Source organism: Rhizobium sp. B230/85, from assembly GCF_019355735.1.
Lineage (GTDB): Bacteria > Pseudomonadota > Alphaproteobacteria > Rhizobiales > Rhizobiaceae > Rhizobium > Rhizobium rhododendri.
Genome location: NZ_CP072159.1, coordinates 13320 through 27604, shown reverse-complemented (window position 1 = coordinate 27604; position 14285 = coordinate 13320). Strand labels below are relative to the sequence as shown.

At 57.1% G+C, this 14285-nt stretch carries 11 protein-coding genes and 4 pseudogenes; 10 read left to right on the top strand and 5 right to left on the bottom strand.

The window, feature by feature from the left end; translation table 11 throughout:
- The first annotated feature begins 382 nt into the window (after positions 1-382).
- The 6 genes and pseudogenes from J5289_RS26795 to J5289_RS26770 all read left to right on the top strand — a co-directional run bounded on the left by J5289_RS26795 (position 383) and on the right by J5289_RS26770 (position 5566).
- Positions 383-1122, top strand: a pseudogene (locus J5289_RS26795) (SDR family oxidoreductase).
- 267 nt (positions 1123-1389) lie between these two features.
- Positions 1390-2295: an NADP-dependent oxidoreductase gene (locus tag J5289_RS26790; RefSeq protein WP_209207717.1), complete on the top strand. Its 906-nt coding sequence runs from the start codon at positions 1390-1392 to the stop codon at positions 2293-2295.
- A 143-nt stretch (positions 2296-2438) separates the two neighbouring features.
- Complete coding sequence (locus J5289_RS26785) at positions 2439-2807, top strand: antibiotic biosynthesis monooxygenase (protein ID WP_209207718.1); 369 nt, start codon at positions 2439-2441, stop codon at positions 2805-2807.
- 474 nt (positions 2808-3281) lie between these two features.
- The gene (locus tag J5289_RS26780) at positions 3282-4214 is read left to right on the top strand and encodes an NAD(P)-dependent alcohol dehydrogenase (RefSeq protein ID WP_209207719.1); all 933 of its coding nucleotides are present in this window, start codon (positions 3282-3284) and stop codon (positions 4212-4214) included.
- A gap of 2 nt (positions 4215-4216) precedes the next feature.
- Positions 4217-4921 carry a YafY family protein gene (locus J5289_RS26775; RefSeq protein WP_219276681.1) on the top strand — a complete coding sequence of 235 codons (705 nt, stop codon included), beginning with the start codon at positions 4217-4219 and terminating at the stop codon, positions 4919-4921.
- A 213-nt stretch (positions 4922-5134) separates the two neighbouring features.
- Positions 5135-5566 carry a DoxX family protein gene (locus J5289_RS26770; protein WP_209207720.1) on the top strand — a complete coding sequence of 144 codons (432 nt, stop codon included), beginning with the start codon at positions 5135-5137 and terminating at the stop codon, positions 5564-5566.
- A 110-nt stretch (positions 5567-5676) separates the two neighbouring features.
- Here the strand turns inward: J5289_RS26770 and J5289_RS26765 are convergent, their stop codons facing one another.
- From J5289_RS26765 to J5289_RS29970, 5 genes and pseudogenes are all read right to left on the bottom strand, one after another.
- Complete coding sequence (locus tag J5289_RS26765; RefSeq protein ID WP_209207721.1) at positions 5677-7086, bottom strand: hypothetical protein; 1410 nt, start codon at positions 7084-7086, stop codon at positions 5677-5679.
- Between the two features lie 6 nt (positions 7087-7092).
- Positions 7093-8724 (bottom strand): ATP-dependent RecD-like DNA helicase, encoded by a 1632-nt coding sequence (locus tag J5289_RS26760; RefSeq protein ID WP_209207722.1) that lies wholly within the window; start codon positions 8722-8724, stop codon positions 7093-7095.
- A complete protein-coding gene (locus J5289_RS26755) occupies positions 8678-9313 on the bottom strand; it encodes a hypothetical protein (RefSeq protein WP_209207723.1) in 636 nt (211 codons plus the stop codon). The genes J5289_RS26760 and J5289_RS26755 overlap by 47 nt, the downstream gene beginning before the upstream one ends.
- Before the next feature lie 283 nt (positions 9314-9596).
- A pseudogene (locus tag J5289_RS26750) lies at positions 9597-10383 on the bottom strand (type IV secretory system conjugative DNA transfer family protein); the annotation flags it as partial.
- 109 nt (positions 10384-10492) lie between these two features.
- Complete coding sequence (locus tag J5289_RS29970) at positions 10493-10705, bottom strand: hypothetical protein (protein WP_111221707.1); 213 nt, start codon at positions 10703-10705, stop codon at positions 10493-10495.
- Positions 10706-11062: 357 nt separating this feature from the next.
- Here J5289_RS29970 and J5289_RS29965 point away from each other — a divergent pair.
- From J5289_RS29965 to J5289_RS26730, 4 genes and pseudogenes are all read left to right on the top strand, one after another.
- A pseudogene (locus J5289_RS29965) lies at positions 11063-11174 on the top strand (IS110 family transposase); the annotation flags it as partial.
- Between the two features lie 223 nt (positions 11175-11397).
- Positions 11398-11583, top strand: coding sequence for a hypothetical protein (locus tag J5289_RS26740; RefSeq protein ID WP_111221706.1), 186 nt, complete (start codon positions 11398-11400; stop codon positions 11581-11583).
- Between the two features lie 36 nt (positions 11584-11619).
- Positions 11620-12675: pseudogene (locus tag J5289_RS26735) on the top strand (IS5 family transposase); the annotation flags it as partial.
- Positions 12676-12925: 250 nt separating this feature from the next.
- Complete coding sequence (locus J5289_RS26730; protein ID WP_257625543.1) at positions 12926-14083, top strand: IS701 family transposase; 1158 nt, start codon at positions 12926-12928, stop codon at positions 14081-14083.
- Positions 14084-14285 lie beyond the last annotated feature (202 nt).

Sequence of the window (14285 nt, the reverse complement as noted above, 5' to 3'; positions counted from 1 at the left end):
CCCGATGGTCCCATTGTGATCGGCATGGATGACGCCATCGAGCGTCGATGGGGACCCCCGGATTGGTGCGCGTGGTATTCTACGGCGACCCGGTCCGTTCGACATGGGCACGGTTAGCATAAGCGGCATATCAAAATGGGATAAGCAGCCGGGAGGCGGCAAACAGGACCCAATTGTACATTCCTGAAACGTCTGATAAAAAGTTCTCGTCGAAAGAGTGCTGACCGGATGGTAGCCCGGTCGCCGTCTTAGCGGACGGCAACTCTTCCCTTTGGGGTATCCGCGACACCTGGACCGGCTTGCCGGTTGCAAAGGTGTGTCCGCCGATAACCCCAAGTCATAATGGGCGCACCTTCTCAATTCGTTAGAAGGATGTACGACTTTGAAACTTACAGGAAACACAATACTCATCACTGGCGGCGCAACGGGCATCGGCTTCGCGCTCGCGCGGCACTTTTCCGAGAACGGCAATCAGGTCATTATCTGCGGCAGAAGCCAATCCGCGCTGGAGAAGGCGAAGACGGAAGTGCCTGCGATGGTGACGCGCGTTTGCGACGTAGCCGATACAGATAGCCGCCGCGCGATGGTCGAATGGCTGAAAGCCGAATACCCGACCCTGAATGTGGTCATAAACAATGCAGGTATTCAGGCGCGGCGTGACTTCACCGCCGATCCGGAGATCGCGACGCTCGACCAGGAAGTTGCGATCAATTTAACGGCCCCCATCCATCTGATCGCAGAGCTGCTACCGACATTGAGACAGCAGGGGCAGGGGGTTATCATCAACGTCAGCTCCGGTCTGGCCTTCTCGCCGATGGCAGATGTCCCTGTCTACTGCGCGACAAAGGCCGCGATACATTCCTTCACGCTCAGCCTCCGCCACAGTTGAAATCGAAAGGCATCCGGGTGGTGGAAGTCGCCCCACCGATTGTCGATACCGGGCTCGGTGGCAATACTCGCAGCGGAGGGACAGCCAATCAAATGATGGTGACCCCGGAAGAGTTTGCCACACATGCGCTCGCGCAGCTTGAAGCGGACAAGGACGAGGTGCTGGTCGGCGTTTCCGCCCAGACACGCGAGCTAGGCGAAGCCATGTTCGAGCGCATGAACAGCCGCACCTAAAGCATTGCGGATTGCCGTGATTTTCGCGGCAATCCTCTCAAGGTCTGCAAGAGTATGGTGCCAGAAACTGTCACGTAGATGTGCATAGTGGTTTTCGACCAGAGCAAGATTCTCCATCAAGTTTGCCGGGTTTGCCGCGATCTCGACGCGAAGGATGCTGGCGCGCAGGTAGGCCACGCGGCGGCAAGGAGATCGCGTTAGTTGCTCGATCAGGTCCCAGCACCACGGGTGTCGGAGCGCCTGCTTAAGTTCAAAAAAGGAAAATATATGAAAGCCGTTAAATTCAACGAATATGGTGGCACCGAAGTCCTGCGGGTCGTTGAGGTCGAGGCGCCGCACGCGGGCCCCGGTCAGGTGCGCATCGCGGTGCGGGCCGCAGGGGTCAATCCGATCGACTGGAAGCTGCGGGCAGGATATGTTCGCGACTTCATGCCACTTACCTTTCCCGCCGGCGTTGGTTCCGAAGCGGCCGGTATCGTCGACGAGGTCGGTGATGGCGTCTCGGGCGTCGCCATCGGTGATGCCGTTTTCGGTTACGGACAGAATACGGTGGCCGAACAGGCGGTGTTGAGAAGCTGGGCGCGCGTACCAGACAACATGCCGATCGAGGTGGCCGGTGGCCTACCGGTCATCGTTGAGACGGCGACGCGCATCCTCGATCACGTTAACCTTAAAGCCGGTGAGACGCTGTTGATAGCAGGTGCCGCTGGCGGGGTAGGAACCGCCGCCATCCAGCTGGCGCGCCACCGTGGCGCCATTGTGATCGGTACGGCGAGCGAGCCGAAGCATGATTACATCCGCGAGCTAGGTGCGATACCGACGACCTACGAACCTGGGCTGGCCGCAAGGGTACGCGAATTGGCGCCGCAGGGCGTGGACGCAGCGCTCGATCTGGCAGGTGCCGGCGTCATCCCGGAGCTGGTCGAGATTGTCGGCGATCCCGCGCGCGTCGTTTCCATTTCCGACGTCACGGCGTCGCAACATGGCGCGACCTTCTCGGGGCGATCGGCCGATCACCCCGAAGACGCCTTTGCCGAGGCAGCGCGGTTGTATGGCGAAGGCGCATTTCATCTACGCATCGAGCGGACTTTCCCGATCGAGCAAATCGCCCTGGCGCAGGAGGTTAGCGCTGCGGGGAAGGTGACCGGCAAGCTCGTTATCACAGTGGGCTGACCCGACCTCCGGCCCGCGTGATGGTTGCACCTGCGGGCCGGAAGGCTCAGTTTTACTGGCCGCTTACTGGCCACGATCGCCCGATACGAGGGGAAAAACGACAGTTGCAACGAAAAACCCTCATTTTCCAAGGATCTAGAACCATGTCTAGCGTCGAGCCACTCGACCCGTCATTCCCGTTAACCCGTCAGATGGAAGTCGACGCGGCCCCCATCGTGTTGGTCAATCTCTGCACCATGGCGCCCGAAGACGAAGCAGCGTTCCTGGTCGCCTGGGCCGCTGATGCCGCCTTCATGAAGAGCCAGCCCGGCTTTATCTCGACGCAGCTCCACCGCGCGCTAGGAGACAGCCCAACCTACCTCAACTATGCGGTCTTTGAATCTGCAGCGTCATGGCGCGCTGCCTTCAGGCATCCCGATTTTCGGGAGACGGCGAAGGCGCATCCGGCGTCGGCGGTCTTTCGCCCTCATCTCTTTCAGAAGGTCGCTGTGCCGAACTTGTGCACCGCGTAGCGGGGCAACGATTTCCGAGCTCCCCGCTCGGAGATACATGAGCGCTGGGGACAAAGCGCTCATTGCCCGCGGCAACATAATAAGCCTGTTGGCTTTGATGTCAGGCAAGCCTCGTCCTTGATTAGCACGACCGCCAACGGATTGCGGCAAATCCAAACGCCATTTCATGTGGGCTAGCCGCATCAACCTACGCTTGCCCTGAACTCGGCACTTATCTGTAATTCCTTGCAGCTGACCTTGCTGTTCCGGACCTTTGCGTTTTCAAGTGCCGAAGCTGTGACCGCTTGATTATGCGTTTGCTCGTCCTGAAAGAATGGTGACAGAAACTGTCCCCATGCTGGTTTATGTACGTTTGCAATTGCGGAGAGGCGTCGAACGCTCTCTCGTGCAATGCCAGAAAGGATTTGAAAGTATGTCCAGACGTAAACCAATCGACGCTTATCCAGTCGCTCGCCAGAAGCCCGAGGCACCCTGATGAAACGAATTCAATATAGCAGATATGGCGGCCCGGAGTTGATGCGGGTCGAGGATTTCGAGTTGCCCGTCGTCGGAACAGGTGAGGTTGCCGTGCGGGTCAAGTTCGCGGCGATCAATCCTATCGACTGGAAGCTCCGCGCAGGCCAAATGAAGATCGTCACCGGCAGAACCTTTCCCCGCGCCATGGGAATGGACTTTTCAGGGATAGTCACTGCGATCGGCTCCGACGTCACGCGGCTTAAGATTGGCGACGCTGTGTTCGGTCTTGCCAAATTCAAGCAAAGCGGTGCGTTCGGGCAAGCCGTGGTGACAAAAGATACGTTCCTGGCTCGAAAGCCGGAGAATGTTTCTTTCGAGGATGCCGCATGCCTCGGCACACCAGGCGTCACGGCTTGGAGCGGACTTATCGACAAGGCAAAGCTGCGGCCTGGGCAGCATGTGTTTATCAACGGTTGCGCCGGTGCTGTCGGCGAAGCGGCCGTGCAGATCGCGCAGATCTTCGGCGCCATCGTTTCGGGAAGCTGCAGCGCGCACGACATGGAGCGTGCCAGATCGCTCGGCGTAAAGACGGTCTATGACTATCGTACCACCGATCTGTCCAAGATTGCTGATCGCTTCGACGTCGTCTACGATACGGCCGCGACGCTGACACTTTCTGACGGAATGAGTATGCTGAGCAAAGGTGGCGTATTCCTGGATTTGAACCCTGGGCTCGGCAAGTTCATTCGCGCAGCCTTTGATCGCCGGCTAAAGCCCATCATTGGTTCTCCCCGGGCCGAAATCCTGGAAAAGGTTGCCGAAGCTGCTAGCGCAGGCAAGTTCAAAATACCGATTGGAAAAACTGTTTCACTCGACAGCGCGATCCCACTCATTGGTGAGCTTGAGAGAGGTCGCAAACTCGGTGGCAAGGGCGTCGTGGCAATGGAGTAAAAATGGCAAGAAGCCATCGACTGTTCGACCTGATGCAAGTACTGCGCAGACATCGCGCGACGGTGTCGGGCAATACACTTGCTAACGAACTTGGCGTGTCTCTGCGCACCATACGCAGAGACGTGGCCACCCTGCAGGACATGGGCGCAGACATCGATGGTGAGGCGGGTGTCGGCTATATCTTGCAGCCCGGCTTCCTTCTCCCACCGTTGTCGTTTACGGACGAGGAAGTTCAGGCGCTCGTGATCGGCGCCCAGTGGGTTAGTCGCCAAACGGACGACTCGCTGGCCTTCGCCGTGAAGAACGCGCTGGCCAAGATCAATGCTGTTCTTCCACCTGACATGCGATCCGGTCTTAACGAAGATATGATCTATGTAGGCCATCCGCTGAAGGGCGCCGGCCCGCTGGATCTAAGCGAGATCCGCAGGTCACTGCGAGAGCAGCGAAAACTGCGCATCACGCTGTCTCTGAAACATGTCAACCTGGGAAAGGAGATCATCTGGCCCATCATGCTGGGGTTCATTGAATCAAAACGCTTTATCGCGGCCTGGTGTGAACTGGACGAAAAGTTTCGGGTGATCGGATTGGAAGACATCGAAACTGCGGAGGTCCTGGCCGAGCGATATTCACGAAACCGCCGCCAGCTCGTAAAGGAATGGCGCGCAGAAGAGATGAGGCCTTGTAACAGCCATGGCGATATTTGCTGACCAAAACACCCGCAGTTTTCCCGGCGCGATCCCGGCGGGCATCAAGCGTTGTTGAAAGGTTCATGCGGGGAAACGCGTTTTTCGTCGCAAGTCGATCGTATCTGGATAGGTCAAACCACTACGACAACACATAGCGCGTCAAGGCAAATGACGATGTGAACCTGACCGCCAGTCATTTGCCGCTTCAGAATCCAACCAAGACAAAGGTGCGACATGAAACCATTTCTTCCATTCTTGCGGCCGGTTTATGATGCGCTTGAACCTTATGCCTATCCAGTCGTGCGAATAACAGCTGGACTTCTGCTCGTTCCACACGGCGCTCAAAAGCTCTTTGGATGGCTCGGCGGAAACCCCACACTGGCTGCGGGGGCGTTCCGTGCCATCGGTTTTGAACCGGCGGAATTGCTTGTGATGATTACCGGTGTCATTGAGTTTTTTGGTGGCTTGCTGGTCGCCGCCGGTTTTCTCACACGACCGGCCGCCGCAATCTGCGCTGGCCTTCTCGCGGTGACGATCTGGGTCACCTCAGCGAGGGGGTGGGGAGCAATGGAATATAGCGTACTTTGGACGATGGTCTGCTTGGCCATCGCCGTTCGTGGTGGCGAGAGACTGTCTGTCGACCGCACTATCGGCCGAGAATTCTAGCCGCGGCAAATTTTATTGAAGGTTGGTCGTTCCATGCAAGGATAAGGCCCCTCATGACAACGTGTCTTTTCTGACGAGTGGCACGTCCGAGGATCGATTCACCATACGCGCTAGAAGAAAGTTCCAAAAAAAGTATTACGCATCATTGTATTGTATACGGATGCAAGGCCCTGCTTTTCGATCTCCTTGGTCAGTGCATCCACATCAACGCGCCGGTTAGCATAGAGCATGCGGACCTTCTCGGGATCGGCCTTGATGTCTCTTTCGTAAGCATCCGCCATCGCTTTCAGGGCCGACCCCGCATCTGCGTTCTCGACAAGCGAGCCGGTTGCGACCAATGTTTCCACGAGCTTCTTGTGATCACCACCCTGCAGGGCTTCGACGACAGATTTCTGACTGTCAGGCGTCCAATGACTCGCCTCGGGGGACGTCTGGTGCGCCAACTCTATTTGGATAGTGGGTCTTTCCTCGCCACGTGCCGTCACAAGTTCCTGACGTTTCGCGATCCGGTTGAGAGCGGCTGTGTAATCCGGCAAGGCCGGGAATTTGTCCTGGTAGAGCTCGCTGCCGGACTTGCCCAGTTGGCTGGCCAAGATATCCCTGTCGGCCGTATCCGCACGTGCGGTGAAGAGTTGCGTCCGCTCGTCGGCCTTGCTCAGCAAGGCGCTGTTGGCGTTGATGCCATGGGCGGCGTTGTGCAAGAGATAGACTTGGTCAACACGTTTGCCATCGTCATGTCGGGTGAGTTCATAGGCAGAGCCGATGACCGTCGTCGGGCCTTCGATCTTGTAGCCCTTAACGCCCCTATCGCCCGGCTCGCCGGTGCTGGCCTCGAAGGTCTTGCTCTGACTGCTGCCATCGGGTTTGAAGGTAACGGTTTTGCCGTCGACCTTTTCGATCCGGCCGGCTTCGCCTGCAACGAGATTCCTATAGCTGCTGGTGACGCTGAGCCTGTCGCCGATCCTGAAACGAATATCCTTGTTGTTGAACGCCTTGAAGGTGACAGGGTCGCCGCTCAGGCGGCCGGATGCAAGGCCCTGCTTTTCGATCTCCTTGGTCAGTGCATCCACATCAACGCGCCGGTTAGCATAGAGCATGCGGACCTTCTCGGGATCGGCCTTGATGTCTCTTTCGTAAGCATCCGCCATCGCTTTCAGGGCCGACCCTGCATCCGCGTTCTCGACAAGGGAGCCGGTTGCGACCAATGTTTCCACGAGCTTCTTGTGATCACCACCCTGCAGGGCCTCTACAACGGATGTTTGTGAAAAATGACGCCCGTTGCCTGCAGAGGCGGCGTCTTGCACTTCCTGGTCATTCGAAGGCATAGTTTTTTCTCCTGAGTCTTCGGTCGATCGGTTTTCTGAAAAGTTTGAGAGGGCGTCCGTTGATGACGATTCCCAATTTGGTTCCTGAACATCTTGCTGGTGGGCTATGGAACCAACTCGGGAACCGGCAGTACTGGTGTCGGGATCGAGCCCCGCATAGGTCGGTTGAATTCCGTTCGCGAGGGATCCTCCCAAGTTCAATCATTCGACTAGGGAGGTGATATCTTCGACAGCCTCGGCAGAACTGATTGAGCGCCGCGCCATTTTTTTGTGAGGTTCAATTTCTTCCTTCGTCGCGACGCGCTTCCTTTTCTCGACCGCAGTCTCCGGTTTTGTATCCGCTGTGATCCAGGGCCGATGTCCTCGGCGGGCTGAGGTGTTAGCCGGCAATCCTGGCCCATAGAATTCCGGCTGCATCCGCTCTTCAGTCGTGATGACGGACGCCTGGGATGCCTCTAAATCAATGGCGCTTTGGTAAAGGGGTGCGCTTTCCGGCATATCCACGTCCGTTGTGGATGGCCCGTGAAACTGGTTCTCTCCAACGGAGCTCTCTTGCGTGGCCAGGGATGAACGAGGCGTCGTTGGAAAGATTTCCATCCTGTCGGCCGGCCTCAGCAACTGCTCGTTCGAAATCGACGAGCGCTCCTCTAGGGCTATATGTTCGGACACTGGGAATTGAATGGAGTTATTAGGTACGATTTGCTGAGTGAGCTTTGCACTGAGAACTTGAACGTTGTTTGCCACGAGAGGAGACGCAATGACGTCGAGACGACTGCGATGCCTCGTCAAGCCGACATAGGTCAGCTTATCTGAAAGAGCACCGTCACAGAGGAGGATGGCGTGATCAACTGTGGCCCCTTGGCTCTTGTGAATTGTAGCAGCGTAGCCATAGGTAAATCCTGCAAACTCATTATCGGTCCAAGTGACAGTGCGCGAAGATCCGTCAAGCCGTGCACTGATACGGACCGTCGCATTTGTGCCAATATCACGTCCGGAAGGTTCTGCGCTACGCAGTCCGACTACAGTTGCAAAAGTACCATTCCGAATATCAGCCTGCAGACGGCTCTCACTGAATAAGATTCTGTCTCCTAAGGCGAGATTGATTTTTTGCTGGACCCGCCTCGACGACCCATCATCTATTTGAAATTCAGAATCTCCCCCATCTATCAGGCTTGACCACACGCTCATTTGCTGGTCTTGCAATCCCGATTTATCGACGAAACTCTGATGGAGAGCGATATTGGCGCGGTTAACACTCCTGCTGGAATGTGCCATGACAAGACGATCATCCACCGGGTATTGATCGCAAACTCTATTCATCTCCCCGAGCATACGGTCGATGATTTGGTCTGATGCCCTTACGTTTGCGCCGCGAGGGCCAGCAGATACGAAACGGACATGGCCCGTTTGTTGGAGCGCTGTCAGATAGTTCCCGACAGCGCTCTGGGCATCGTTTCGTATGTCACGTCCGAGCTTTTCAGTTTCTAATCGCGACCCAGCATCGAGTTGTCGAAGCGGCTGGACTAGGTCATAGCAACCGGCTTGCTGCATAATGATCGGCAGCAGGTCACCGGGTCCAACCGGAGGCAGCTGACGATCATCCCCCACGCAGATGAGTTTCGGCCTTTCGGTTGGTTGGTAGGAATCTGCACTTGCGATCTTGTCGATTAGCTGCGCAATCTCCTGCGTCTTGACCATTGACATTTCGTCGATGACGACAATGGTATTTTTTCCGACGGTCCGATCTTTGGCCTTAAACGTCGTGGCGACGTCGCGAAGCCCTTTTTTACGAAGCTCCTGAGCGGCACGGTTGGTGGGTACGAAGGCAACCAACTTTATTTGCTCGGCCGGGCCTATCTTCGTTGAACCGGTCCACCGCTTCGTTCAGGGCTCCAAGTACACTTGTTTTGGCGGAACCCGCCACGCCCACCATGGTGGCAGCGCGATTAGACCTGGACAGGTAATGCAGCGCTCCTCTGAGTTCCGGTGTGAAAATGCCTCTGTCGGCGACCATATCAACAATGGTCCCTGGAACGCCGAAGCTTTGTTCCGCGGACAGGTTGCTGACATGCCGTATAATATTCTCTTCCGCATTTCTGAGCTCGGTAGAGGTATAGAGAGGTTGGCCATCGGGCGATTCGAGCTGGGTAAGCATGTCGCTTGCGATGACCTGCTGAAAAAGCCGGTCGATTTCTTGTGCCGGTCGCTTGAAGCGCGTGAGCGCCCGGGTCGTTGAAATCTTGAGCTGGTCTTGTCCGAAGACCGCAGTGCGGTTGGTGGCGTGGTTTACGACCCATTCCGCAATATTGCTCCGGTCCAGTGGGTTACTGGACTGGCGGAGTTCCGCCTGCGATCGCGCGGGCACAGACGTGTCAACAGCAGCCATTCCGGGATCGGACATTATAATGTCATCGACTGGCATGCTTACCACTCCTACTCTTCTCACTTTTCAATCCGTTGAGTGATCATTCACCCGAGCATGGGCATTTCGGTAGGTGCTAATTCAAAACGCAACAAGTATCCGCTGCAACCTCAAAGCCGGTTGGAGGGAGCATGGTGATCATCAAAATCCGGAAGCACGGGCTCGCTGTGTCGCGCGGCCTTCAAGTATTCTTGACGAAGGATTGAATTCATTGACCTCAGATGAAAAATCTTTTCTACGATATTATCCATTGGGAGAACTATAACTCGGCATCAAGCAATTTCTACATATCGGCGCAGTCAAAATCGCTACAGATGAAACTTAGGATGTTTACATTTAAAGGCGACGAATTGCAGCTTTCTGAGCGGTAGCGTCTGGATCTGAGCGGCGCGTTGCCGGCGGTGAAGACGATCTGTTCGTCGGCGCGCATGCGCAGGACTTCGTGCGGCTGGATCAGCGGTCGCGCCGCGAGCTGCTTCGAGCGTGTTCGCGACGATCCCCTCGCCTAAGAACTGCGGCTGACCTGATCGATCTCGACCGTGGTCATGCCGCAGCGTTTAGATATGTAGTCGGCGGTCTCCGGATCGTTGATCGCGGCGAACGAGATCCAGCTGGCACTCTCGAACCACTTGCTCGAAGCCTCGCGGTCGCCATAGGTCTCGCGCATCTGGGCGATCGACTGATAGATCATCGCGAGCGTGATCCCGTATTTGCGGCCGGCGTCGCGCGCGGTCTCTATGATCCGCATGTAGCCGAGGCGCTCGACCTCATCGAGGAGAAACAGCGCGCGCCCATTGAGCTGTCCGTCGCGATTGTAAATCGCACTCAGAAACGAGCCGATGATGAGTCGCACAAGACCCGAATGGGTCTCCAACGTCTTGAGGTCGATGTTGATGAATACGTCGGCCTTTCCCGCGTCGATGTCGCTTGTCGAGAATTTTTGGCGGGACACGCGCGCGGCGTAAATTCGGATAGGAAAGCCAGTGCGTTTCCTTGACAGTATTGGCATAAACGCCCGAGAAGGTTTCCGGTGTCATGTTGACGAAGGCAGCGACGTTCTCCTTCACGAACCCTCGCGATCGGCTCGCTGGGTGAGTTCAGGCCACAGACGTGCGAAGGTGGGAAGCCGCAAGCTCGTCAGCATGAGCGGCAGCTTTGCGATGTCGACAGATGCGGTGTTCATTGTACTGTCCCTCCTGTCAGCAACCGGTCGTAGGCCGCGGCTGTGGGTAGAACGGCATCGATGCCCGGAACCTGTTGGTCGGCGACATCGAAGCGCACTTCCAGAGCTGCCAGATCAGGCAGTTGCCTGGCATCGAGGCTGTCTTCCAATGCCAATGCGAGTTCGGCTTCACAGGCGTTCGAGTGGGCAAGCCCGAGCAAACCGACCATGATTTTGCAGGCAGCGCGCTGGTCGAGGGCTCAGATATGACTGCCCAAGTCTGGGCATAGGCCGATCGAGGGAACAACTGGTCGCGATAGACGAGATTGGCGAACGCCTGTGGCTTGCGGCGAAGGCTGTGAATGACGTGCCGATAGTCGACGACGTGGCCGCCTTGACCGTTCCCACGGGAGGAAGGTCGTCCACGCGGAAGCGTGAATACCCGGACTTGCCCCAAGATAGCATTCCAGGCGGTCGTTATAGAGCCGAACCCGCAGGCGATGGCCGATATAGGTGGAGGGTGCGGTATAGAAGACCCGTCGCAAGGTGAAGCCGCCGGAGGAGGTCACCACAACGACGGTCAGTAAAAGCCCCGAATGTTGGTCGCGATCGCACTGGCCAACAAGATGGCGCGCACGGTCTGGGCATTGCTGACAAAAACATGAGGATTATCGAGTGCCGGCACAGCCAGCAACATGATGAAGGTGTTGTAGGTAACCTAATGTCGGAAAAAGGGGTGTGAGAAGGCGACGACCCGAATGGGCAAATGATCGAAAAGATCTGGATCGGGAAAACCAGCCTTGAATCATGAGCAGAAGAGCTCGGGATTCAGATTTGGACCCGACCTGCAGATCACCATACCAGCCAGCGGCTTCTGTAAACGCCGTATCTGCAGGCCTCACAGAAGACCGCAGTCGATCACATGACCTTCGGTTCAAAGACTTCTTGCATCACGGGCGGCAACCACAGAAGATTCAAGAATCTGATGGTACAAGCCAGCGATCCTGACATTGCAGTGCTGATGGCGCGGTTGGCGGCAAATGCTGCCGAAATCGCTGCGCTTAACAGCGTGCGGAAAAAGGCCCTTACTGTGAACGGACTGCCGTGATTCCATGCCTGAGTGATTGGTCGGCAGGAGCAGGACATGCGTGGCAGTGATATGCAGACGGCGGGTCTGTTTTCTTATGTGAGCTGCGAAGCCCGCGTTCCGACAAGCCATCCGCTGCGAGCGATCCGCGCCATTGTGGACGAGGCGCTGGAAGTTCTGTCGCCAGATTTCGAGGCGATGTATTCAGCGATCGGCCGCCCGTCGATCCCGCCGGAGAAGCTGCTGCGTGCCCTGTTGTTGCAGGCCTTTTACACGATACGCTCTGAGCGTCAGCTCATGGAGCAGATGGATTACAATCTGCTGTTCCGCTGGTTCGTCGGCCTGTCGATGGACGCGCTGATCTGGAACGTCACGGTGTTTACCAAGAACCGCGAGCGCCTCTTGGCAGGCGACATCGCCGCCAAGTTTCTGGCCGCCTTGCTGGGCCAGCCGCGGGTGAAGGCGCTGCTGTCGGACGAGCACTTCTCGGTAGACGGCACCTTGATTGAAGCCTGGGCTAGCATGAAGAGCTTCAAGCCTAAGGACGACACAGATGGTGGCGACACCGACGACAGTGGCCCTGGCGCTGAAGGGAAACAGTCGCCAAAGCCCGCAGGCCGCAACTCTGAGCTTGATTTCCACGGCGAGAAGCGCAGCAACGCAACCCATGCGTCGACCACCGCCCCGGATGCCAGGCTTTATAAGAAGGCCCGTGGTCAGGCGGCCAGGCTTTGCCATATGGGCCACGTCACCATGGAAAACCGCAATGGTCTGGTTGTCGACGCCACGCTGACCCATGCGACCGGAACCGCCGAGCACGAGGCGGCACTGGATATGGTGGGCCGCATGGATGGTCGTCATCGCATCACATTGGCTGCAGACAAAGCCTACGATACGGCCGACTTCGTCGCCGCCTTGTGGGACGCAAAGGTGACGCCACACGTCGCCCAGAACACGACGAACCGACGCTCGGCCATCGACGGTCGGACCACACATCACTCCGGCTACGCTGTCAGTCAGCGCATTCGCAAGCGTATCGAAGAAGTGTTCGGCTGGGCCAAGACCAGCGGCGGAATGCGCAAGACCCGCCATCGTGGAAAGGATCGCGTCGGCTGAATGTTCACCCTGACAGCGACGGCTTATAATCTGCTGAGGCTGCCGAAGCTGCTGACGACGGCATAATCGCGCCCGGAATGCCGAACCAGGCGGATTACGACAAAATGGGCCGACAAGGCCGCTGAAAAAGCCTCATCACGGCCCGCCTTCCAGCCGTCTAGTGCTACAGTTGCGTTTACATTCAAATTGTGATTCACTTCCGATGTTTGATGGGAGGGATTTCGATGTCTGTCGCGGGTTGGTCCGGGTGGCATGGCAGCAGGAACTCGATACACTGAAGCAGCGGCTAGGCCCGGTCTTTGGTCGACGTGAACTTCGGGCATCGGCCAGTGCTTTCCTGGACGGTTTGTTGTCCGGAGTTGAGCGCAAGACCGGCTGGTTGATGGCTGAACAGGCAGGTCTGGAGAGCCCGTATCGAATGCAATCGCTGTTGGGGCGCAGCCAATGGGATGCCGACAAGTTGCGCGACGTCGTTCGCACGTATGCAACAGAGGCACTTGGCGATGAGGACGGCGTCCTTGTGGTCGATGAAACAGGATTCCTGAAAAAAGGCACACACTCGGTCGGCGTCGCACGACAATATTCGGGCACGGCTGGACGTATTGAGAACTGCCAGGTCGGCGTCTTTCTTGCCTATGCAAGCCGTTTTGGTCAAACCCTGATTGATCGGCAGCTTTATTTGCCCAAAGACTGGAGCGAAAGCGAAGCGCGTCGTGCTGCGGCTCATATCCCACAGCAGCAAGCCTTCGCGACCAAGCCGACCATTGCAGCCAAGCTCATTGCCGATGCGCTCGATGCTGGCGTGCCTTGCGCATGGGTGTTGGCTGATGCACTCTATGGATCGGATTCCAAGTTACGCCGTATGCTGGAAGGCCGCGGCCAGCCGTATTGTCTGGCAGTTCGTTCCAATCATCGCCTGCGCTTTGTCCGTGAGCAACACTTCGAGCAAACTGATTCGGAAACAATGGCTGCGGAACTAGACGCGGGAGCCTGGTCCAGTCATGCGGCCGGAGAAGGTGCCAAGGGCCTTCGGCTCTACGATTGGGCACGTATTCCTTTGAGCTCTCGTCCTGATGGGCAATGGGAACGTTGGCTTCTCATCCGTCGCAACCGGCACGAACCCGACGCACACGCCTATTATTTTGTCTTTGCGCGTGCTGGTACAGAACTGAGCGAGTTGGCGGGTGCCGCCGGGCTGCGATGGACAGTGGAGGAGTGCTTTCAGCGCGCTAAGGATGACCTCGGCCTGGATCATTGCGAAGCACGCTCGTGGCATGGCTGGAACCGACACATGACACTTGTCATGGCTGCCGCAGCTTTCCTCGCCAAGCTCGGCGCTGATCTACGCCGCGCGGCTACTGGCAAACCGAACGAAAGGAGTCCAAATCCTCCAATCGCCGCCTGACCCGGACACTCGCGCTACTGCCGACCGTCGCAGAAATCCGCTATCTGATTACGCGACTACTGCTGCCGCCGCCCATCAGAGTTCGCCACATCCTTGCATGGTCACTATGGCGACTAACCCATCAGGCTTCCGCAATGACATCACATTACAAAACACGCCATCAAACGCAACTGTAATGCTTCTGTAATGGGCCTTTGTTCGT

Excerpts from the sequence above, each read along its gene's own strand:
- J5289_RS26790 (WP_209207717.1), top strand. The coding sequence starts at position 1,390 with ATGAAAGCCGTTAAATTCAACGAATATGGTGGCACCGAAGTCCTGCGG.
- J5289_RS26785 (WP_209207718.1), top strand. The coding sequence starts at position 2,439 with ATGTCTAGCGTCGAGCCACTCGACCCGTCATTCCCGTTAACCCGTCAG.
- J5289_RS29970 (WP_111221707.1), bottom strand. The coding sequence starts at position 10,705 with ATGGTCGGTTTGCTCGGGCTTGCCCACTCGAACGCCTGTGAAGCCGAA.
- J5289_RS26775 (WP_219276681.1), top strand. The coding sequence starts at position 4,217 with ATGGCAAGAAGCCATCGACTGTTCGACCTGATGCAAGTACTGCGCAGA.
- J5289_RS26770 (WP_209207720.1), top strand. The coding sequence starts at position 5,135 with ATGAAACCATTTCTTCCATTCTTGCGGCCGGTTTATGATGCGCTTGAA.
- J5289_RS26780 (WP_209207719.1), top strand. The coding sequence starts at position 3,282 with ATGAAACGAATTCAATATAGCAGATATGGCGGCCCGGAGTTGATGCGG.
- J5289_RS26740 (WP_111221706.1), top strand. The coding sequence starts at position 11,398 with ATGACCTTCGGTTCAAAGACTTCTTGCATCACGGGCGGCAACCACAGA.
- J5289_RS26755 (WP_209207723.1), bottom strand. The coding sequence starts at position 9,313 with ATGCCAGTCGATGACATTATAATGTCCGATCCCGGAATGGCTGCTGTT.